This is a genomic window from Reichenbachiella sp. MSK19-1, from assembly GCF_003590315.1.
GTDB classification, from domain to species: Bacteria; Bacteroidota; Bacteroidia; order Cytophagales; family Cyclobacteriaceae; genus Reichenbachiella; species Reichenbachiella agariperforans.
The window spans coordinates 308,463-330,832 of record NZ_MIER01000021.1; the positions used below are offsets into that span (position 1 = coordinate 308,463).

At 40.9% G+C, this 22,370-nt stretch carries 22 protein-coding genes; 17 read left to right on the forward strand and 5 right to left on the reverse strand.

Annotation, left to right across the window (positions count from 1 at the left end; translation table 11 throughout):
* Positions 1-6: 6 nt before the first annotated feature.
* From BGP76_RS19255 to lysA, 3 genes are all read right to left on the reverse strand, one after another.
* Entirely contained in the window at positions 7-1,233 is a 1,227-nt protein-coding gene (locus BGP76_RS19255; RefSeq protein WP_073122776.1) for a pyridoxal phosphate-dependent aminotransferase family protein, read from the reverse strand.
* A gap of 74 nt (positions 1,234-1,307) precedes the next feature.
* Positions 1,308-2,429, reverse strand: coding sequence for a hypothetical protein (locus BGP76_RS19260; RefSeq protein WP_073122775.1), 1,122 nt, complete (start codon positions 2,427-2,429; stop codon positions 1,308-1,310).
* Between the two features lie 250 nt (positions 2,430-2,679).
* The gene (gene lysA / locus BGP76_RS19265) at positions 2,680-3,861 is read right to left on the reverse strand and encodes a diaminopimelate decarboxylase (RefSeq protein ID WP_255416162.1); all 1,182 of its coding nucleotides are present in this window, start codon (positions 3,859-3,861) and stop codon (positions 2,680-2,682) included.
* A 104-nt stretch (positions 3,862-3,965) separates the two neighbouring features.
* Here lysA and BGP76_RS19270 point away from each other — a divergent pair, with 104 nt between their 5' ends.
* A complete protein-coding gene (locus tag BGP76_RS19270) occupies positions 3,966-4,637 on the forward strand; it encodes a hypothetical protein (RefSeq protein WP_073122773.1) in 672 nt (223 codons plus the stop codon).
* Between the two features lie 7 nt (positions 4,638-4,644).
* Here BGP76_RS19270 and BGP76_RS19275 read toward each other — a convergent pair whose 3' ends face one another.
* Both BGP76_RS19275 and BGP76_RS19280 read right to left on the reverse strand, forming a co-directional pair.
* Positions 4,645-5,343 (reverse strand): M23 family metallopeptidase, encoded by a 699-nt coding sequence (locus BGP76_RS19275; RefSeq protein WP_119845876.1) that lies wholly within the window; start codon positions 5,341-5,343, stop codon positions 4,645-4,647.
* 6 nt (positions 5,344-5,349) lie between these two features.
* Positions 5,350-5,685, reverse strand: a complete 336-nt coding sequence (locus tag BGP76_RS19280) for a PadR family transcriptional regulator (RefSeq protein WP_073122771.1) — start codon at positions 5,683-5,685, stop codon at positions 5,350-5,352.
* A 399-nt stretch (positions 5,686-6,084) separates the two neighbouring features.
* On the opposite strand from BGP76_RS19280, the gene BGP76_RS19285 reads away from it, so the two are divergent.
* The 16 genes from BGP76_RS19285 to BGP76_RS19360 are packed head-to-tail and all read left to right on the forward strand — an operon-like array spanning position 6,085 to position 22,344.
* Positions 6,085-7,251 (forward strand): cytochrome c3 family protein, encoded by a 1,167-nt coding sequence (locus BGP76_RS19285; RefSeq protein ID WP_245816835.1) that lies wholly within the window; start codon positions 6,085-6,087, stop codon positions 7,249-7,251.
* Positions 7,252-7,287: 36 nt separating this feature from the next.
* Positions 7,288-10,371: a TAT-variant-translocated molybdopterin oxidoreductase gene (locus tag BGP76_RS19290; protein ID WP_073122769.1), complete on the forward strand. Its 3,084-nt coding sequence runs from the start codon at positions 7,288-7,290 to the stop codon at positions 10,369-10,371.
* 14 nt (positions 10,372-10,385) lie between these two features.
* The gene (nrfD, locus tag BGP76_RS19295) at positions 10,386-11,750 is read left to right on the forward strand and encodes an NrfD/PsrC family molybdoenzyme membrane anchor subunit (protein ID WP_073122768.1); all 1,365 of its coding nucleotides are present in this window, start codon (positions 10,386-10,388) and stop codon (positions 11,748-11,750) included.
* Position 11,751: 1 nt separating this feature from the next.
* A complete protein-coding gene (locus tag BGP76_RS19300) occupies positions 11,752-12,279 on the forward strand; it encodes a DUF3341 domain-containing protein (RefSeq protein ID WP_073122767.1) in 528 nt (175 codons plus the stop codon).
* Between the two features lie 27 nt (positions 12,280-12,306).
* Complete coding sequence (locus BGP76_RS19305) at positions 12,307-12,927, forward strand: cytochrome c (protein WP_119845877.1); 621 nt, start codon at positions 12,307-12,309, stop codon at positions 12,925-12,927.
* 21 nt (positions 12,928-12,948) lie between these two features.
* Positions 12,949-14,274, forward strand: coding sequence for a quinol:cytochrome C oxidoreductase (locus BGP76_RS19310; protein WP_119845878.1), 1,326 nt, complete (start codon positions 12,949-12,951; stop codon positions 14,272-14,274).
* A gap of 35 nt (positions 14,275-14,309) precedes the next feature.
* Positions 14,310-15,365 (forward strand): cytochrome c oxidase subunit II, encoded by a 1,056-nt coding sequence (locus BGP76_RS19315; protein ID WP_073122765.1) that lies wholly within the window; start codon positions 14,310-14,312, stop codon positions 15,363-15,365.
* 10 nt (positions 15,366-15,375) lie between these two features.
* A complete protein-coding gene (locus tag BGP76_RS19320; protein ID WP_073122764.1) occupies positions 15,376-17,217 on the forward strand; it encodes a cbb3-type cytochrome c oxidase subunit I in 1,842 nt (613 codons plus the stop codon).
* Positions 17,218-17,220: 3 nt separating this feature from the next.
* Positions 17,221-18,282: a heme A synthase gene (locus BGP76_RS19325; protein ID WP_119845879.1), complete on the forward strand. Its 1,062-nt coding sequence runs from the start codon at positions 17,221-17,223 to the stop codon at positions 18,280-18,282.
* A gap of 1 nt (position 18,283) precedes the next feature.
* Positions 18,284-19,177, forward strand: a complete 894-nt coding sequence (cyoE, locus tag BGP76_RS19330; protein WP_119845880.1) for a heme o synthase — start codon at positions 18,284-18,286, stop codon at positions 19,175-19,177.
* A 14-nt stretch (positions 19,178-19,191) separates the two neighbouring features.
* Positions 19,192-19,755 (forward strand): cytochrome c oxidase subunit 3, encoded by a 564-nt coding sequence (locus tag BGP76_RS19335; RefSeq protein ID WP_245816834.1) that lies wholly within the window; start codon positions 19,192-19,194, stop codon positions 19,753-19,755.
* Positions 19,756-19,772: 17 nt separating this feature from the next.
* Positions 19,773-20,519 carry a cytochrome c oxidase subunit 3 gene (locus BGP76_RS19340; protein WP_073122760.1) on the forward strand — a complete coding sequence of 249 codons (747 nt, stop codon included), beginning with the start codon at positions 19,773-19,775 and terminating at the stop codon, positions 20,517-20,519.
* A 17-nt stretch (positions 20,520-20,536) separates the two neighbouring features.
* Positions 20,537-20,866, forward strand: a complete 330-nt coding sequence (locus BGP76_RS19345; protein WP_073122759.1) for a cytochrome C oxidase subunit IV family protein — start codon at positions 20,537-20,539, stop codon at positions 20,864-20,866.
* Between the two features lie 57 nt (positions 20,867-20,923).
* Positions 20,924-21,505 carry a hypothetical protein gene (locus tag BGP76_RS19350; RefSeq protein ID WP_139280993.1) on the forward strand — a complete coding sequence of 194 codons (582 nt, stop codon included), beginning with the start codon at positions 20,924-20,926 and terminating at the stop codon, positions 21,503-21,505.
* A 1-nt stretch (position 21,506) separates the two neighbouring features.
* On the forward strand, positions 21,507-22,079 hold the full coding sequence (locus BGP76_RS19355) for a DUF420 domain-containing protein (protein WP_158584344.1): 573 nt from the start codon (positions 21,507-21,509) through the stop codon (positions 22,077-22,079).
* A 10-nt stretch (positions 22,080-22,089) separates the two neighbouring features.
* The gene (locus BGP76_RS19360; protein ID WP_073122756.1) at positions 22,090-22,344 is read left to right on the forward strand and encodes a hypothetical protein; all 255 of its coding nucleotides are present in this window, start codon (positions 22,090-22,092) and stop codon (positions 22,342-22,344) included.
* Positions 22,345-22,370 lie beyond the last annotated feature (26 nt).

A 22,370-nucleotide genomic window follows, 5' to 3' on the forward strand; every position in this document is an offset into this window, starting at 1 on the left:
TTTTTGTTATTTGGCTATGACAGATTTTTCTGCTAGGATTTCTACTTCTTGACCAAAACCAATCTTTTTTCTAGCCTGAACTAACTTGTCCAAAGCGAAATCAATCTGCTCATGTGAGTGAGAGGCCATTAGAGAGAAACGAATCAACGAGTCTCCGCTTTTTACAGCAGGAGAGATGACCGGGTTCACAAAGACCCCATTTTCTACTAGGTACTGTGTCAGTTGAAAAGTCTTTTCATTGTCACGCACGTATATCGGAATGATAGGAGACTCTGTAGGCCCAATTTCGAAACCTAATGTTCGAAGACTTGAAATGGTGTAATTGGTGTTCTCCCATAGTTTGTCCATCAATTCAGGATGTGTCTGCATCAGTTCTAGAGCAGCTAGTGCACTGGCTGCTGAGGATGGAGGAATACTCGCTGAGAATATTAAGGCTCTGGCATGATGCTTCATGTAGTCTATTGCTACTTGATCCGCAGCAACAAAACCACCGAGCGAAGCTAAAGATTTACTGAAGGTGCCTACTATAAAGTCTACATCATCAGTGAGACCAAAGTGAGAAGCCGTACCAGATCCATTTTCTCCGATGACACCCACTGCATGTGCATCATCGACGATTATTTCAGCACTATATTTTTTAGCAAGCTCTACGATCTGAGGGAGTTTGACGATATCCCCTTCCATGCTAAAAATCCCATCTACAACGATCATTTTAACAGCTTCTGGCGGGAGCTTGGATAACTGTGCCTCTAGAGAACTCATATCGTTGTGGCGGTACTTGATGACTTTGGAGAACGAGAGCCTAGTGCCGTCGATGATAGAGGCATGGTCAAACTCATCTAAGATGATGTAATCATTGCGTCCCGTCATACAAGAAATAACACCTAGATTGGTTTGAAATCCAGTGCTAAATATGAGTGCAGCGTCTTTCTTGAAGAATTTTGCAAGTTTGTTCTCTAATTCGATATGAAGATCTAAAGTTCCGTTTAGGAATCGAGATCCAGCACATCCAGTACCATATTTTTCTATTGCCTTTTGTGCAGCTTCTTTGACTTTTGGATGGTTGGTGAGTCCTAGATAGCTATTGGAACCAAACATGAGTACCTTCTTGCCATTAATGATAACTTCAGTATCTTGATTAGAACCTATTTCTCTAAAATATGGATACAAGCCCGCTGCTTTCACTTCGTCAGCATATGTATATTTCGCAAGACGATCTTTTAAAATACTCATTAAGTAAGTTTATTTATAGGGCGATGCAGTTCCTAGTATCCTGATCGCCAGTTAATTCTATAATGTTTTTTCTGTTAGATTGCTTTTTTGTACAATCTGTGTTTTTTGTAAACATTTGCATTGATGTTTATCAACGCTTTGTTCATCATTTCGTTGCTCTCCAATATCCAAGAAGCCTCACCATAAAGTAGATTTTTGTTTTTGCTTTCTTCGAACGCTTTGGCATAGAAATATGCATCGATACCCAACTTCCTATATTCTTCGACAACTCCAAGGGTGATTACCCTCACTCGATCTATCTTTCTTTTGTAATAAAGTAACTTAAATATTCCGAACGGTAGGAGACGACCTCTTTTGATGTGTTTTTGAGCCACATTTAGATCTGGTAAGCTCAGTGAAAATGCAATGGGTTCTCCCTTTGCCTCAGCGATTAAAAGAAAGTCTGGATCTACTATGAGCTTCATGTCTTTGGCAGAGTGTTTGAACTCCTCCTCAGTCATGGGTACAAATCCCCAATTTTTCTCCCAAGCCTTATTATATACTCGATAGAGTTTGTCTACTTCGTTTTTAAAATCTTTGAGGTTGGCTTTTCTTATGGTGATTCCTTTCGATTCTAACCGGTCTTTGAGTAGTCCAGACATCCTACTTAGTTTTTCGGGCATGTCCTTCGTGTAGACAATGTATGAAAGTAGCGTCATGTCAGTCTCAAACCCATATGCTATCAAGAGGTCATTGAGGTACGGTTCATTAAAGGTCATCATGATTGTCGGGGGTAGGTCGTACCCCTCGATGAGCGTTCCACAACTTTCGTTCGTGGATAAGTTGTACGGGCCTGCCATCTGTGATAGTCCACGTTCTGCTATCCAACTTTTCGCCTTGTCTAGTAGCGCATTGGCTACTTCTGAATCATTGATCACATCAAAAAAACCAAAATGACCAATCTCATTGGAGGTATATTCGATGTAATTGTTGTTTTTGATAGCGGCTATTCTTCCTACTATTTTTCCATCTCTCTCTGCTAAGAAGTAGTCTGCCTCAGAATGCAAGAAAAATGGAGCAGATTTTTTATCCAAAATCTCATACTGACTCATGTACAGTTCAGGGACATAGTTAGGGTTGGATGCGTATAAGTCGTGAGGGAAATCAATGAACTGTTTAAGTTCTTTTTTAGTAGAGACAAGCTTAATCGAAACCATTGGATAATTTAAAGTGGGTTAGCAGGCAACTGCGCATCGCACAAAGATATACTATTCAGCTATTATTTGGGGTAACTCTAGTTGAGATTGTGCGAGGGAGTGATTAAGATAAATCCTCTTTATGATTTTTGAATCTCAAAGAGGAGTAGTTGCTTGGGGTGCAACTAGTTTAGCTTAGTGGTATTTATGCAAAAAAAAGAGCAGAATTTCTTCTGCCCTTCTCTAGTCGTTAAACTACTTATTCAGTCTCTTAGGTAAGTGAGGTTTCTTTTTTTTCACTTCCAACCCACGATGTTAATTCATTTTTATCAGAATAGTATGCTTTTGCACTATCTCTTAAATTATAATTTGAACTTAGTACTTGTCCGTAGGCTCCAGCAGATTTGATTTTGATTAAGTCTCCACGCTTTGTGATAGGCATTTCTAATTCACCAAAAACATCTGAACTCTCGCATATTGGACCTACTACAGAGTAGTTGTCTGTCCCTAGTAATGAGTCAGCAGTGATGTTTTCCATCTCGTGATAAGAGTCATAAAGTGCTGGTCTGATGAGTTCTGTCATGCCGGCATCTACGATTGCAAAGTTTTTTGTAGCTCCTTTTTTGACATAGAGTACTTTGGTGATCAAGGAACCACACTGGGCAACTACCGATCTGCCAAGTTCGAAATGAACCGTCTGACCTTCTCGTACATTTAAATGTTCATGGAATACAGCAAAATATTTCTCAAAATCTGGAATTGGGTTTTGGTCAGGATTCAAATAGTCAATTCCTAGCCCACCACCTACATTGATGTGGTCGAGTTGAATTCCTTCTCCTTCGATCTCGTCTAACAGCGTGTTTACTTGGTTGCATAGTTTGATAAACGGATCCATCGATAGAATCTGAGAGCCAATATGGAAATGAATACCAGAGAGAGATAGAAATTCCATCTTTCGGATTTCGGCAATGGCTCGGCTCACTTCACTGATTGGAATGCCGAACTTGTTTTCGCTGAGACCAGTCGTGATTTTGTGGTGTGTTTTGGCATCCACATTTGGGTTGATTCGGAACGATATGTTCGCCACACGGTTGTTCTGCTCAGCGATTTCATTGATCACTTCTAGCTCCTCTATTGATTCGCAGTTGATACTATGGATGCCATTGGAGATGGCAGTATGCAGTTCTGCATCACTTTTGCCTACACCAGCAAGTACGATCTCTGATGGGTTGAATCCACAGGCGATGGACTTGGTGATTTCATTGCCACTCACGCAGTCTGCCCCTAGTCCATATCGCTGTATCGTCTGTAGTATTCGATCTTCTGCGTTGGCCTTGACAGCATAGTGTACCTTGAATTTTGAACTAGGTATAGCATCATTCAGCGCTTGAAGCGTGTTTTCTAATAGAGCTAGGTCGTAGTAATAAAAAGGGGTCTGTACTGCCATTGTTATCGATTTTACATTTTCGGTTCTTCAAAAGTATTTTTTAGTAGTCGGTGTGTGAAATAAATGTGAAATATTTTCATATACTTTGCGCTGTGTTAATAATTTAACAAATGAAGAAGATATCTGACATAGTTGAGGAGGGGATTCGTAAGATGCCTTTTGTGGAAGAAGCGATGAATGCTGGCTTGATCAATTATTCCTCATTGGCGAGGTTGTTACAGCCGTTTGTCTCTAAGGAGCTGATGAAGGAAGCTACCGAAGCGTCTATTTTGATGGCACTAAAGCGACGCTCTACGATGGGGACTAACTCACTTAATTTGAACCCTAAGAACTTTAGAGCACATATTGGTGATATTTTCGTTCGTTCGGGGTTGTCAACTTTTACTTATATCAATTCTTCGACGTTGACCGAAAACCAGACACGTCTACTCCATGAGATTCAGAGTATACCCGACACGTATTGTTCCTTTACTCAAGGGATGTATGAGCGCACGTTAATTATCAGTGATAATATATCGGATCGTGTGGAGCATATCTTCAAAAATGAGCAGTACCTGACTGGTAATAAAGAACTCAGTTCCGCAACAGTCATGCTAAAGGCATCTAATGTGCGTGCTTATGGGCTCTATTATTATATATTCAAAATGATTGCGTGGTATGGGATCAACATCATAGAGGTGATCTCAACATCCAATGAATTTTCGATCGTCGTGGAGTCCAAAAATATTAATGATGCATTTTCGGTCTTGATGAAGATCAAGACCGATGATAGTGCTATTTGAGTTTTATCTATTCTAATAGATATGCTGCTGGATCGACATGTTTTCCGTTTTGAGTGATTTCAAAATGTAGATGTGGGGCAGTAGTCCTCCCTGTATTACCAACCGTACCGATGATTTCTCCTTTTTTGATAGTTTGACCTGTCTCTACCATGATTTTGCCTAGATGAGCGTATATGGATTGGTATTCCTTGTCATGTTGAATGGTGACCTTGTTGCCGTAAAACCCGTCAGGTTCTGCAAAGAGGATCACTCCATCTCCAGAAGCTTTAATGGGTGTGCCGCTAGGGCTTTTGAAATCTATTCCATGATGAGGCTTCTTGGTTTTCGAGATAGGGTCTACTCGCAAGCCAAAACTTGAAGTGATGACAGCCTCTGGCGCGATAGGGTTCATAGATGGTCTGTCTGTGATAGACACGTTAAACACGAAACAAAATATTGAAGCGGCGAGACTTGAGGTTAATAGTTGTTGTATCATGGTTTTTCGTTTTTGCTGAATAATAGGACTTGTTTGTTTTAATTCTGTAAACCCTTGGTCTCCAAAATCTAGTAGTGCTAGCGCATAGGCTTCTCGAAATTGCAAACCAGTGATCAAGTGTCCCTCTACCATACAGCAGATGTGATCTAGTGCCTCAGGTCTGAAGCCTGCGGATAGTTCTTTAGATTTTAGATCGTTGGATATATAGAGAATTTGATTGTTGGTGAGCATAAGGGCTTATTTGGTCAATTGAGGCTTGATGATGGCAAACATGGTCTTGGTGAAAGAAATGAATTCCTCAGCCCGAGCTGTTGCATTGGCTTGACCTGTTTCTGTTATGGAGTAGTACTTTCTTTTTCTTCCATTAAATATCTCTTGTTCTGAAGTAATAAGACTTTCCGCTTGTAGTTTGTGAAGAGTTGGATATAACGCTCCCTCGGTTAGGTTGATTTTGTCGTCGGTGAGAGACTTTACCCTTTGTGTGATTTCGTAACCGTACATTCTTCCACTATCCTGAAGCAGTTTTAGAATGATGGTTTTAAGTGTGCCTTTGATGAGTTCGTTTGAATACATAAGACAATTATACATAGTGTTATTATGTATTCAAATTTTCCGTACAAATACCTATTGCATTCTCTTCTATTTTGAGGTATATAATACGTCTCAATTATTTATTTGTAATAGTTCTAAATAGCCTTATTTTACTACTTAGAAAATAAACGTAATCACCTGTTAATCAGTATATAAAGCAATGGATGGAAGGTGTAGGTGAAGAAGTGGGCTTTTTAGCGAGAAATCACCCTTTGAAATTGAAAAACCCGTGGCTACATTTGCAACCACTTTTTTGTAGTAAAAGGAAAGCAAAAACTGATGTTAAAAAAATATAGTTACAATTCAAATAAGGGTAGCTCGCTTAAAGGCTTGTTATTTCTTTCACTAATTTTTTCAGTTTTATTGACTCAAAATGTAGCGATGGCACAAGATGCTGGAACTACTATCCCCAGTGATGAGGCAGTAATATCTAGCGGAGAAAAATTATTCAAGGCCAATTGTACAGTCTGTCATGCGGTCAATGAAAAGGTAGTGGGACCTGCACTTAAAGACGTGCACAAAAGAAGAGATGTTGCGTGGATCACGGCATTTGTCAAGAACTCTCAAAAAGTAATCAGCAGTGGTGATCCTTATGCTGTTAAACTGTACGAAGAGTTTAATAAGACTCAAATGACTTCTTTTGATTTTGCTGACGAAGAGATACTGTCCATCGTCGCTTATTTAAAAGCGGAATCAGAAAAAGAACCAGTAGCTGCAGCGCCAGTTGCAGGAGATACTACAGGAGGAGCAGTCGCTACTGAGCAAGAGCCATCAGGGATGGTTAATATCTTGATGATCGTCATTTTGATCATTCTAGTGTTGATTCTTGTGGTTTTGGCAATGATTATTTCTGTACTTAAGAAATACCTTTCACAAAAGGACGAGCTAGCAGAAGAGGATAAGGAGATCGTTAATCAAACCTTTGATGTAGTCGCGCTAGTTAAGAGTAATGCGTTTTTAGGGTTGGTCGCTTTTATCTTTACGGCGATCGTTTTAAAATCCGTTATTGATGGATTGTTTACCATCGGTGTGCAACAAGGGTATGAGCCAACGCAGCCTATTGCTTTCTCTCACAAAATACATGCAGGAGATAATCAAATCGATTGTAACTACTGTCATACAGGGGTTAGAAAGAGTAAGAATGCCAATATCCCTTCCCCTAATATTTGTATGAACTGTCACTCAGCGATCAAAACTGAATCGCCTGAGATTCAAAAAATATATGCGGCTGTTGAAAACAACCAGCCTATCGAATGGGTGAGAATACACAACCTGCCTGACTTGGCTTACTTCAATCACTCGCAGCACGTCGCTGTTGGGGAGATAGAATGTCAGACTTGTCATGGTCCTATCGAGGAAATGGATGTTGTATATCAATACGCTCCACTTACGATGGGATGGTGTATCAACTGTCACAGAGAAACTGATGTCAATGCCAAAGGCAACGAGTACTATGATAATCTGGTGGAACTACACGCAGAGCATAGCAAGGAGCCAATGAAAGTTGAAGACATTGGAGGACTCGAATGTGCTAAATGTCACTATTAATTAATTGAAAAGAATCTTTGGGATAGATATCATAAAATGAAAGAAACCAAAAAGCAATACTGGAAAGGATTAGAGGAATTGACCAAAAATCCAGAATTCGAGAAAAATGCTGAAAAAGAATTCCCTGAGTATTTGCCAATTAATGGTGAATCAGAAGGAACTGGAGCGAGTAGAAGGGACTTTTTGAAGTTGATGGGCTTTGGAGTTGCTGCGGCATCTTTGGCAGCTTGTGAGACTCCAGTGAGAAAGGCCATCCCTTATTTGAATAAGCCTGCGGATGTAGATCCAGGTATCCCTAACTATTATGCGACGACTTATGTCAATGGTAATGATTACTGTAGTGTAGTAGTGAAAACTAGAGAAGGTCGACCAATCAAGGTGGCTGGTAATAAATTGTCTTCTGTTAGTGGAGGAGGTACTTCTTCTCAAGTAGAAGCTTCTGTACTATCTCTATATGATAAAGAAAGATTGAAAGGTCCAGAGTTGGACGGCAAGTCTGTTTCTTGGGCTGATCTGGACAAAGAGGTGGCAAAGCAATTGGCTTCTGCTGGCAAGATTGCCCTCATTAGCAACTCTGTATTTTCTCCTTCTACATTAGCGGCGATTGATCAATTGAAATCAAAGTATGCAGGAATTGAGCATATCCAATATGATCAAGTTTCATTCAGCGGTATTCTTTCGGCCAATGAAAAGTCTTTTGGTTCAAGAGTTGTCCCTTCGTATGATTTTAGCAAAGCAGACACGATCGTGTCTTTCGATGCTGATTTCTTAGGTAACTGGCTGAACCATACGCTTCACAGCAAGCAATTTGCTCAGACTAGAAGATTAAGTGATAAAAAGAAGACCATGTCGAGGTTGTACTCATTTGAGTCAAACCTTTCTTTGACAGGGTCTAATGCTGATTATAGATCAGGGATCAAGCCATCGGAGCAAGCAACTTACGTGGCTAACCTCTATAACTTGATAGCGGCCAAAGCGGGTGCGAGTAAAGTGTCTGCTCCTAAGTTGGCTGATACGGCTGTACTGACGAAGGCAGCCAATGATCTATGGGCGAGCAAAGAGAAATCTTTGGTTGTATCAGGATCGAATGACGAAAACGTTCAAGTGATTATCAATGCTATCAACAACCTACTAGGCTGTTATAGCTCGACGATAGATTTAGCCGCTTCTGTTAACACCAGAAAAGGTAATGATACACAAATGGTAAACTTCATCAAGAGCCTCAATGCAGGTAACTACGGTGGAGTTTTGTTTTTTAACTGTAACCCAGTTTATGATCACGCATTGGGATCTAAACTAGCAGAAGGCTTGAAGAAGGCTAAATTCACTCTTTCTACTTCAGATAGAAAAGATGAAACGACTTCTTTGGTAAAGGCTTTAGCTCCTGATAGCCACTATTTAGAGTCTTGGAATGATTTTGAAGCAGTAGCAGGTAAGTTCAGTTTCTCTCAGCCTACGATTTCTCCATTGTTTGACACACGTCAGGCAGGAGAGTCATTCTTGGCTTGGGCAGGTAACAGCACTTCTTATTATGACTTCTTGAAGAACAAATGGTCAGCAGGTCAGTCTGGTGATGCACAAGGCTTCTGGGACAAGACATTGCAAGATGGTGTGATCGAAAACACGATAGAAGCATCAGCAGCGACTTTCAGCGCGGACTTAAATGCAGCAGCCAAAGGGTTGTCGACTACAGGTTCGGATATTGAATTGGTCGTTTATGAAAACTACAGCGTAGGTAACGGTACTCAGGCTAATAATCCTTGGCTACAGGAGATGCCTGATCCGATCACTAAGGCAGTTTGGGATAATTATTTGACAATTTCACCAGCGATGGCCAACGAGCTTGGGCTAGAGCTAGGAGATATGAAAACGCAGTTGGTAACCTTGACTGTAGGTAACCAAACCGTGAAATTGCCAGCACTGGTACAGCCAGGGCAAGCAAAAGGAACGGTAGGTGTAGCTATAGGGTTCGGTAGAACCAAAGCAGGTAAAGTCGCGAACGGTGTTGGTGTCAATGCATACCCTTTGATCAGTTACAAGTCAGGGGCTCAGAACCTCAACGTAACTTCAGGTGTCAAAGTAGAAATGAGTGGTGAAGAATACAGGATCGCTCAGACACAGACACACCAGACGTATATGGGTAGAGAGAATGTGATCCAAGAATCTATTCTTTCGAAATACCAAAAAGATGCAAGTGCAGGTAGAAGTCAACCAATGATCTCTACATACAGTGGTAAAGAGAAGCCAGGAGCGATCTCGCTATGGTCTGGTCATGAGTACCCAAACCACCACTGGGGTATGACCATCGACTTGAACTCTTGTACTGGATGTGGTGCTTGTACCGTTTCGTGTCAGGCAGAGAACAACGTGCCAGTCGTAGGTAAAGAAGAAGTTCTCAACCGAAGAGAAATGACTTGGTTGAGAATAGATAGATATTACAGCTTCGACGAAGAGATCGTGGATAGCAAAGGTGGAGCTCTGGCGAAAAACGCAGCTATGGAAGTAGCAGCAGCTGAGAATCCAGAGGTGACCTTCCAGCCGATGATGTGTCAGCAGTGTAACAACGCTCCTTGTGAGACAGTTTGTCCAGTAGCTGCTACCAACCACTCGACAGAGGGACTCAACCAAATGGCTTACAACAGATGTATCGGTACAAGATATTGTGCGAACAACTGTCCATATAAAGTAAGAAGATTTAACTGGTTCAAGTACCACGATAACGATCAGTTTGCAGAAAACACTTCAATGAACAATGATTTGGGTAAAATGGTATTGAACCCAGATGTTACTGTTCGATCTAGAGGTGTCATGGAAAAATGTTCTTTCTGTGTTCAGAGAATCCAAGCAGGAAAATTAGGAGCTAAGATGGAAGGTAGACGACCAGTTGATGGTGAGATTACTTCAGCATGTGCTGCTTCTTGTCCTTCTGAAGCGATTGTTTTTGGTGACATGAAAGACCCTAACTCTAGAATTTCACAAATGTTGAAACTAGAAGAAGGAGAGAATGGACCAGAAGTGAAGGAGCCAAGAGCCTACCATGTATTGGAAGAGCTTTCTGTGAAACCGAATGTGTGGTACTTCACGAAGATTAGAAATAAGGAAAACGAAAAGCAAGGTTAATAAATTAGATTAATATGCACGCAGAAGCAGTAGTTCGTAAACCGCTCGTCACGGGTGGTAAAACAGTTCACGACGTAACTGACGACATATGCAAAAGAGTAGAGGAGAAACCAGCCAAGTCTTGGTTGTTGGCCATGGCGATATCGCTGGGCTTGTTGACCTTCGGCGCTTATGCTGTATTCCGTTTGGTATGGGATGGAATTGGTAGCTGGGGATTGAATAAAACTGTAGGCTGGGCCTGGGATATTACCAACTTCGTGTGGTGGGTGGGTATCGGTCACGCAGGGACTTTGATTTCAGCGATTTTGTTGCTTTTCAGACAGCGATGGAGAATGTCGATCAATAGAGCGGCAGAGGCGATGACGATTTTTGCCGTTATATGTGCCTTGCAGTTTCCATTGCTTCACATGGGTAGACCATGGATTGGTGCACTTTGGGCTCTTCCACTACCTAATACATACGGTTCTCTTTGGGTGAACTTTAACTCACCGCTTTTATGGGACGTATTTGCGATTTCTACATATTTCTCTGTTTCACTTGTTTTCTGGTATATCGGGTTGATTCCTGATTTTGCTACGATTAGAGATAGAGCAACGGGACTTAGACAAAAAATCTACGGAACCTTGAGTTTCGGATGGGATGGTGCAGCGAAGACTTGGTCTAGATATGAAACGGTCGCTTTGGTGTTGGCAGGTTTGGCTACACCACTTGTACTATCGGTACACACGATTGTATCTTTTGACTTTGCTACGTCAGTAATACCAGGTTGGCATACGACGATTTTTCCTCCCTACTTTGTGGCAGGGGCGATCTTTTCAGGTTTTGCGATGGTATTGACGCTTCTCTTGGTGACAAGAAAGGTTTATAAATTGGAAGATTATATTACCATGGAACACATGGAGCTGATGAACATCATTATCATGGTGACAGGTTCTATTGTCGGGGTAGCATATATCACGGAGCTTTTCATTGCATGGTATTCAGGTGTCGAAGGAGAGCAATACGCTTTCTTGAACAGGGTGAGTGGCCCCTATGCTTGGGCATACTGGTCGATGATGACCTGTAATGTGATCTCTCCACAGTTATTTTGGTTCAAGAAAATCAGAACCAACATCGCGGCAACTTTCGTAATCTCGATCATCGTAAACATCGGAATGTGGTTTGAGCGATTTGTCATTATTGTGACATCACTACACAGAGATTTCTTGCCTTCATCTTGGGCAATGTTCTATCCGACTTGGGTAGATATGGGGGTTTATATTTTCACTTTCGGATTGTTCTTTACTCTTTTCTTCCTATTTGCTAAGTTCTTCCCGGTGATCAACATGGCAGAGGTGAAAAGTATTGTAAAAGCTACTGGAGAAAAAACTGACAAATAAAATGAGCGGAAATAAGAATTTTGTACTTGGTGTATATGATGACGAGGACTTGTTGCTAAAGGCAATCAAGGATGTACGTCAAAGCGGAGTGAAGATTTACGAAGTATTCTCTCCATTTCCAGTTCATGGAATAGATGATGTTTTGGGATACAAAGGATCGAGATTGTCAGTAGCAGCATTTATTTTCGGGTTATTGGGTACTACACTGGCTTTGACGATGCAGATTGGTATGATGACTTTTGATTGGCCGATGATTATCGGGGGTAAGGATTTCTTTCCATTCCCTACCTTCATACCTGTGACATTTGAGTTGACAGTGCTCTTGGGTGCTTTTGGTATGTGTGGTACTTTCTTCGTAGTGAGTAACCTGAAACCATGGGCTAAGCCAAGAATATTTGATTTGAGAATCACAGATGATAAACACATCGTCGCTGTGGATCTTGATAAGAATAGCATGAGCGAAGAAGAAATCAAGAAGGCTCTTGCCGCATCAGGTGCGCAAGAAGTCAATAACAAAAGTTTTGAATAATTCAACTGGAGTCGAAATTACGAAATGATGAAATTGAATACATATATAAAAGGAATTGCCATCGTAGCAGGAGCGTATATCATGACGTCTTGTGCGGCTGGTGTCGATAATACTGGGGTGGAGTATGCTCCCCAGATGTATCACTCAGTTCCTTACGAGGGGTTGGTTCAGGTCACAGATACAGAGGCTGGTAGATGGTTGACTTCACATGAAGGTGGAGAGGCTGAGTTTTACACATCCAACCCTAACAATCCACATACAATGAACATGCGTGAGCCAGTAGCTAATACGGTCAGAAGAGGAAGCTCTCTACCGTATAGAATCCCTAAGGATTCTATCGAATTGGCGGGTGAGGTTATGAAGAACCCATTGCCAGAGACGGATGAGGTTTTGGCAGAAGGGAAAGTATTGTTCACAAGGTTTTGTTGGCACTGTCATGGTGATGCTGGTTTGGGTGATGGTCCTGTAGGACAAAAATTCAAAGGAGTAACTCCATATACTTCACGTGCTGTGAAAGATAAGCCAGAGGGGCACATCTTCCACGTGATTACACACGGTAAAGGCAGAATGGGCTCACATGCTTCGCAGCTCAGTATAGAGGAACGATGGAAAATCGTTCGTTATGTTCAAACGCTACAAAATCAATAATTCTTAAAATAGTAAAGTAAGATGAGCGACGAAAAATATATATTTTCAGCAGGAGCTAAAAAGAACATTTTTATTGTGCTAGCAGTGGGGATAGTCTTAGCTGTTTTGGGAGTTATCTTAATGAACTCAGGGGGACATCATGACGCACACGGTACAGATCACGTTGTAGAAGCTGCTGCATCACATGGTGATCACGCCGTAGCTGCACATGACGAACACGGTGCTGAGGCTGCTGGAGGGCATCATGGCGGATACCACTGGACACATAGATTGAAGGCTAACCTTTGGATCAACAATCTGTTCTTTACAGGTCTGGCGATCATAGGCGTATTCTTTATTTGTATTCAATATGTCGCACAGGCAGGTTGGTCTGTAGGTGTGAAAAGAATTCCAATGGCTATGGCAAGCTGGTTGCCGATAGCAGGTGTTTTGATGGCAGTTGTTTGGTTGTTGTCTAACCACGAATTGTTTCACTGGACACATGCTTCATTGTACGATGTGAATAGCCCAGATTTTGATGCAATTATTAATGATAAAAAAGGATACCTAAACTTCGGGTTCTACATGGGTAGAATGGTGTTGTTCTTTGGTGTGTGGTATGTACTGTTTCTACAAATAAGAAAGCACATGTTGGCCGAGGATATTGAAGGAGGCGTCAATAGATGGAAGAAGCTTGTTGGCTTGTCAGCAGTGTTTATTGTATTCTTCGGTTACTCTTCATCAATCGCTGCATGGGATTGGGTGATGTCTATTGACCCACACTGGTTCTCTACTATGTTTGGCTGGTATGTATTTGCGAGTTGGTGGGTGTCAGGATTGGCTTTCATTGCATTCGTAGCTATTCTACTAAAGGACAAAGGATACCTTTCTGTAGTGAATGCAAATCACTTGCACGATTTAGGGAAGTTCGTCTGGGGTTTTAGTATTTTCTGGACGTATATCTGGTTCTCACAGTTCCTTTTGATTTATTATGCGAACATTCCAGAGGAGACTATTTACTTTGTAGAGCGTTTGAAAAGTGATTTTTACTCTAAGATTTTCTTTATGAACTTGGTTGTTAATTTTGTGCTGCCATTCTTGTTGTTGATGACAAGACAGTCAAAAAGACACGCTAGAATTTTGAAAGTTGTTTGCCCAATCGTTTTGGTTGGACACTGGTTCGATTTCTACTTGATGATTACACCAGGTGTATTGAAAGAGAACGGGGATTTTGGATTCTTAGAAGTGGGAATGATGATGATTTATGCATCTGCATTCGTGTATGTTGTACTACATTCTTTGGCTAAATATCCTTTGGTTGCAAAGAATCACCCGATGTACAATGAGACTTTGCATCACCACATTTAGTAGATAAATAAGACATTAATATATAAATAATAGGCATGTTGAATTTTGTAATCTTAGTATCGGTTATTCTAATAGGGGCCATATTGGTCACCATATTTAGAGCCCATACGCTGGTACAAGTAGTAAGAGGAAACAAAGACGGAGAGTCTTTAGGGAAGAGTAATAAGGTGAATGCCGCACTGTTTCTTGTATTCTTGATCGGCGGTATCGTTTTGTTCTTTGGATATTCTTACACGCAGTTTGATAGATATACTGTACCTGTTGCTTCTGAGCACGGAGAGGTTACTTTTAAACTTTTCTGGATCACTACTGCAGTGACTACTGCAGCGTTTATCCTCACGCATATCGTGTTGTTTTGGTTTGCATACCGTTACCAACACAAAGCGGGTAATACTGCGAAGTTTTATCCGCACAATGACAAGTTGGAGCTGATATGGACAGTAGTACCAGCGATCGTTTTGGCACTGTTGATTTTTGATGGTTTTAGAGCTTGGGTAAAGATCACGGATCAGGCACCTGATAATGCAGAAGTCATTGAGATCATGGGATACCAATATGCATGGGCATCTCGATATCCTGGAGCGGATGGAAAACTCGGCCCTTATGATTACAAATTGATCGATTTTGAGAACCAAATGGGAGTCGATTTTACCAACCAGTTTTCAAAGGATGATTTTATTCCTAGAGAGATTCATATTCCTAAAGGGAAGCCTGTATTGTTTAAGATACGTGCAAGAGATGTGATTCATAGTGTATATGTACCTCACTTTAGATTGCAGATGAATGCTGTGCCAGGAATGCCGACACAGTTTTGGTTCGTACCCACTAAGTCAACTGCTGATATGGCAGAGGAGACGGGTAATCCAGATTTTACCTATGAGCTTGTTTGTAACAAGATTTGTGGAAAAGGACATTTTGCGATGAGAGCAACTATAGTGGTAGATGAGCCAGCTGAGTATGAAAAGTGGAAAGCTTCACAGAAATCTTGGTTGTCTAAGAATCCTGAATATTTATCAAGTTTACAACCTGCTAGTCCTGTAGTGACTGAGGCAGCAAAAGAAGAGATTGAGGAAGCGCAAGCTTCACTATAATAGAAGAGATATGGCAGTTACTGAAGTACAATTAGATGAGCATGTAGAACATGCAGCGCATGATGATCATGAGCATCATGGCAATTTTGTGACGAATTATATTTTCTCACAAGATCATAAAGTCATTGGTAAGCAGTTTTTGATTGCAGGTATTTTTTGGGCGATTATAGGTGGTGGTTTATCTATCATCTTCAGATTGCAATTGGGTTTCCCTGACATGAACTTAGAGTGGTTGAGACCACTATTAGGTGGATGGATCACCGAATCAGGTAAAATCGATACAGAGTTTTATCTAGCTTTGGTCACTATGCATGGTACCATTATGGTATTCTTTGTGTTGACGGCTGGGTTGAGTGGTACGTTTAGTAATTTCTTGATTCCGCTACAGATAGGGGCAAGAGATATGGCTTCAGGGTTTATGAACATGCTGTCGTTTTGGTTCTTTATGTTGTCTAGTGTGATCATGTTTATCTCACTTTTCATTTCTACAGGACCTGCTGCAGGGGGGTGGACAATTTATCCACCGTTGAGTGCGTTGCCTCAGGCTATATCTGGATCTGGTCTAGGTATGACGCTGTGGTTGGTGTCTATGGTGTTCTTTATTGCTTCGCAGTTACTAGGTGGTATCAATTATATCAGTACGATTATCAACTTGAGAACCAAAGGGATGTCCTTTACGAAAATGCCTTTGACGATCTGGGCGTTTTTCTTAACTGCTATTCTAGGTTTGTTGTCGTTTCCTGTATTGGTGGCTGCTGCATTACTATTGGTATTTGATAGATCATTTGGTACTAGTTTTTATTTGTCAGACATATTCATCGGAGGAGAGGCATTACCTAATTCGGGTGGTAGCCCGATCTTGTTCCAGCACTTGTTCTGGTTTCTAGGTCACCCAGAGGTTTACATCATTATTATGCCTGCATTGGGTATTACTTCTGAGATTATATCTACTAACTCAAGAAAGCCGATTTTTGGTTATAGAGCAATGATTGGTTCTTTGATGGGTATTGGCATTCTGTCTTTTGTCGTATGGGCTCACCATATGTTTGTGACAGGTATGAGCCCGTTCTTGGGGTCTATCTTTATGATTTTGACCTTGATTATTGCTGTTCCTTCAGCAATTAAATCTTTTAACTATATAACTACGCTGTGGCAAGGTAATATTCGATTTACATCAGCAATGCTGTTCTCTATCGGATTGGTTTCATTGTTTATCTCTGGGGGTGTCACAGGTATCTTCTTAGGGAACTCTGCTCTGGATATATTCTTACATGACACTTATTTTGTAGTAGCTCACTTTCACCTTGTGATGGGTAGTTCGGCATTCTTTGGTATGGTGGCAGGTATTTATCACTGGTATCCTAAGATGTTTGGTCGTATGATGGATGAGAAATTGGGGTATATCCATTTCTGGTTGACATTTATAGGAGTGTACCTTGTGTTCTTCCCATTGCATTACATTGGTATAGCTGGATTTCCTAGACGATATTATTCATTCACCAACTTTGATGCGTTCTCAGATTTTGCAGATCTCAATATGTTCGTGAGTGTAGCAGCAATTTGTACATTTGGTGCACAGTTCATCTTCTTGTTCAACTTCTTCTATAGCATGTATAGAGGTAAGAAGGCGTCTTTGAACCCTTGGGATTCGAATACACTAGAATGGACTACACCACGTGAGCCTGGTCACGGTAACTGGCCTGGTGAAATACCAACGGTATACAGATGGCCTTATGATTATAGTAAGCCTGGTTCTGAGTCTGATTTTATCCCGCAGACCGTTCCTTATACTAATACTCCTGAATCTAACCTGCCTCATGAAGCTGAAGAAGCAAAGAATGAAAAGGTCTAGTGAATGAATACAGAACCTAAGAAAAGGTTTTTTAGAAGACTTAATTTAGTTACGATCATTGCCGTTTACTTTTTGATATTAGTAGGCGGCATTGTTCGTAGTACAGGGTCTGGTATGGGGTGTCCTGATTGGCCAAAATGCTTCGGGGCTTACACGCCTCCGACTCATGTGAGTGAACTTCCTGAAAATTATAGGGAAATATATGCCGAGAAACGCATAGAAAAAAATCAACGTCTTGCCAGGGTACTGGAGGGATTGGGGTTGGATGAGCTGGCACGGGAAGTCGTGGCAGGTGAGAAGGTTCAAAAAGAGCAAGAGTTTAATTTTACTAAAACTTGGATTGAATACCTGAACCGCTTGACGGGTGTTCTGATTGGCATATTTATCATTTGTTGTGTGGTCAGTGCTTTGACGTTTTTTAAGTCAGATCCTCGGGTTTTTTATCTCTCATTTGGCGCATTGGTGTTGGTCGTTTTTCAGGGCTGGACGGGATCCTTAGTCGTTAGTACGAATTTGTTGCCTGGCTTGATTACGTTCCACATGGTTTTGGCCATTGCGCTCATTGCTTTGTTGATTTATACTCGCTTTTACATAGGAAAGTCGAAGATTGTGGGACTGGTAAGCTACAAGCCTGCCAAAGTGAGAAGGCTGTTGTTGTTTTGCATGATTTTGTTTTTTGCACAAGTACTGTTAGGGACTCAAGTTCGAGAAGCTGTAGATCTAATTGCGGACACATTGGGAGAGGCGAATCGTTGGGACTGGATCGAAAATCTAGGGATTGTGTTTTATATTCACAGATCTTACTCTATTATATTACTGCTTTTGCATGCTTTCTTGATCTATCGTTTGACCAAGAGCATTGAGAATTTTTCGACTTCCAAGTACTTGGTGTGGAGTTTGTTATTTTTGGTAGTATTGGAGATTTTGACAGGAGTCGTTTTGTCGTATTTTGCACTACCTTATTTTATCCAACCTGTCCATCTGCTGCTCGCTATTGTTATCTTTGGCGTTCAGTACTTTTTGTACTTAATAATAAGTGAAAAGTCTGTAGACTTGACTGAGTAAAATGCATAAGATAGATACAGATATAGTGACGTTGAGTGGGATGCAAAAAATATCATTGTACATAGCATTGTTGAAACCTAGGTTGTCATTTTTGGTGGCATTTTCTTCTGGTTTTGGATATATACTAGCGGCACATTCCGATATTAACTGGAGTGTACTGCTGTTGTTGTCTTTAGGAGGCTTTCTAGTGTCGGGTGCATCGGTTACAATCAATCAGGTGTTAGAAGTAGAGTATGACGCTATGATGGAGCGAACCAAAAATCGTCCCTTACCTACTGGTAGTATTACAAAGAAGGAAGCCATAGCATTTGCCTTTTTTGTAGCGATAGTGGGGTTGGCGATTTTGTATATAACCACTAACCCACTGACGGTGGTGTTGTCATTCATATCATTGGTGCTATATAGTTTTGTTTATACTCCGCTAAAAAGAGTGGGGCCTATAGCTGTCTTTGTTGGGGCTATCCCTGGGGCATTACCGCCTTTGTTGGGTTGGGTTGCCTCTACGGGATATATTGGCCATGAGGCATTGATTATTTACGGTATTCAGTTCATCTGGCAGTTCCCACATTTTTGGGCGATAGCTTGGGTGGGAGATAAAGATTATAAAAAGGCAGGCTTCAAACTGCTACCTAATAAGGGCGAAAAGGATTTGAATACAGCAATCAATATCATGGTGTATACCTTGTTTTTGTTGCCATTGGGATTGTTGCCAGCTTATTTTGGGATTACAGGAATCAACTCAGCGATAATCGCTACAGTATGTGGAGCGGCTTTTTTAGCGCAGAGTTTTAATCTTATGAGAGATAATTCAGACAAGGCAGCGCTCAAAATCATGTTCGGTTCTTTTTTGTATTTGCCTATCGTGCAAATCGCCTATTTACTTGATAAAATATAGATATGGAAATGGCCATGAATAAAACCAAAGAGAGTTCTTTTAGAATGCATCCGCAGAAATTTGCGATGTGGCTCTTTATTGTCACAGTGGTAATGTTATTCGCCGCATTGACTAGTGCCTATGTGGTGAAACAATCCAGTGGTGTATGGTTGGATTTCGATCTGCCGTTTATGTTTGACATTACTACAGGGATAGTGATCGTCAGTAGTGTGTTTATGCACATGGCGTATCTGTCAGCCAAGCGAAACGAAGTTAGTAAGATTAGAATTTATCTTCTATTGACTGTATTGACTGGTATTTCTTTTTTGGTCGGTCAGTTGATCGCATGGCAGGAACTAGTACAAGAAGGGGTTTTCTTTGTGGGAAACCCTGCTGGATCTTTTGTCTATGTGCTCTCAGGTGTACATGGTTTCCACTTGTTGAGTGGAGTAGTGTTTCTTTTGATCGTCGCTGTAGCGGCATTTAAATATAAAGTACATTCGACGAGTTTGGTTCGAATAGAAATGTGTGCAACTTATTGGCATTTTTTAGGTGGACTTTGGTTGTATTTATACTTATTTTTGACTCTTAATCATTAATTAAACTAGATAATATCATGGCTGGAACGGCAGTAGTAGTAGATAGCAATGAGAACCTTTGGAATGGGGGGACAGAGCCATTGAAAGCGAGTTATGGAAAACTGATGATGTGGTTTTTCTTGCTTTCTGATGCGTTTACATTTACATCATTGCTCGCTACTTATGGATTCATTCGATTTGCACATCCTGCATTCGAAGGTGAAATCGAAAATTTTGTTTTTTCTCAAGAATATTGGCCTATCCCAGAGATGGTATTCAATGCAGTACCATTCTTACATGGTATCCACTTGCCGTTGGTATTCGTGGGGATTATGACTTTTATCTTAATTTTGAGTAGTGTAACTATGGTTTTGGCTGTAGATGCTGGACATAGGAATGATAAAGTCGCAGTAGAAAAATGGATGTTGTGGACTATCCTTGGTGGGTTGACTTTCTTAGGTTGTCAGGCTTGGGAGTGGATGCACTTTATCCACGGTACTGAGGCTGGTGGACAATTGTTAGATGGGTCTTTCTTTCATGGAGCGAACCTCTCGCTAAATCAATATGGCCCTCCTAACTTTGCAGCACTATTCTTTTTCATTACTGGATTTCACGGTTTTCACGTTTTCAGTGGTGTCGTGATTAATTTCATCATCTTCTATCAAGCGACGACTGGTGTGCTAGAGCGAAGAGGTACGTATGAAATGGTGGAGAAAGTAGGCTTGTACTGGCACTTTGTAGATTTGGTATGGGTATTTGTATTCACCTTCTTTTACTTGGTATAAAAAACTGATAGATAGACATGGAACAAGAAATTAAAGGACTGGACGTGACTCCAGTAGATAAAGACAAGATCAAAAAAATATGGAAGGTGACGGCCATCCTATTTTTGGCGACAGTGGTAGAGTTTATTATTGCATTCACAGTGGGAGCTGGTGCATTGAAAACTACTGTTTTCATCCTCTTGACTATATTCAAAGCATTTTACATTATCGGAGAGTTTATGCATTTGTCGCACGAGAAGAAAGGCTTGGTGTGGATGATTGTAGCCCCTACCGTTTTCTTGATGTGGTTAATTGCTGCGTTTTGGATTCAAGGAGAGGCGATATTCCAAGCGATATTTGGAAGCTAATTCTGATAGATTATAATACTAACTATGCCGTCACTAGACGGCATTTTTTTTGACCCAATGAAAATATTCAAGTCTATTGCTTTGCTGCTTCTGCTGTTTCTACCAGGAGCTATTTACTTGTTTCTCCAAGGGTTTGGGAAGAACAAATTTGATATTCCGATCTACTATTCGACAGGAGTCGATACGCTGACAGCATGTGGTCAGCTGATGGTAGCTGGTCAATACCATGTCGATCCGATACCCGCTATTTCGGGTCAGTTGATGGATAAGGTGACGTTGTATGATTTTGGCGTATTGTCTGACTCGAACTTTGTGTCTCAGCGAAATAACTTATTGACTTTCTTGACTAAGTTTAAAAGCGAAGAGCGTCTTCAGGTAGCGTCACTTTATACGACAGATTCCCTTTATACGACATTAGAGGGGTACTCAATCTTGAAATATGTGCGTGTAGATTCATCGATTTTTAAGACTTTTGTGTCGTGTCAGTTATTCGTGTTTGACGGAGATAAGGCATCTTCAGAAGCGCTACCTATGGTGTTGGTGGATAAAGAAAGGAAAATCAGAGGGTATTTCAATCCTAATGATTTGGAAGAGATAGATCGGCTAAATATCGAGGTTAATATTTTGTTAAATGAGTAAGATGAATAATAAGAAAATGGCCATGACTGTAGTGGCTGCCCTGTCGATAATAGTACCTGCGTTAGTAGCAGTATTGATTTATTCACCGTATAAAATTTCTACAGATTATGATTGGTTGAGGAGTATTCCTGCCTTCAATGCGACGATCAATTCTATGACTGCTATTCTATTGATTGCAGGCGCTGTGATGGTTAAGAAGGGGAATATTCAAGGACATAAAATTGCCATGTCGAGTGCGTTAGGGTTAGGGGTGTGTTTTCTGTTGGCATATGTCTTGTATCATGCGACGGTGGAGTCTGTGATATTTGGGGATGTGAATATGGACGGTGTATTGGATGATCAAGAAGCTCTCAGTGTGGGGACTATGCGTAGTGTGTATTTGACGATACTGCTGTCCCATATTTTGTTGTCTGCGGCGGTGGTGCCTTTTGTATTACTTGCATTTTATTTTGCGATTGCCCAAGAGTTTGATAGACATAAGAAGATTGTGAAGTTCACTTGGCCGATCTGGTTGTATGTATCTGTGACCGGTGTAATTGTCTATCTTTTGGCTAGCCCTTATTATTCAGTATAAAATTCGAGTCATGAGAAACCGAATCTTTTTAACATTCATTTTGGTAGTAGCACAGGTGACTGGTGCAATGGCACAGTGTGCTATGTGTAAAACCACTATCGTCAACAATGTGAGTAACGGTGAGTTGGCATTGGCCGATGGGTTGAATTTTGGTATTATGTATTTGTTCGTAACGCCGTACTTGGCGATTGCATTGATTGGTGGAATTTGGTTCTATAAGTATAAAAGACATGGGAAAAAGAAGTTCAACACAAGCGCTGCTTGAGTGTAAATGTCCTAGGTGTAGAGAAG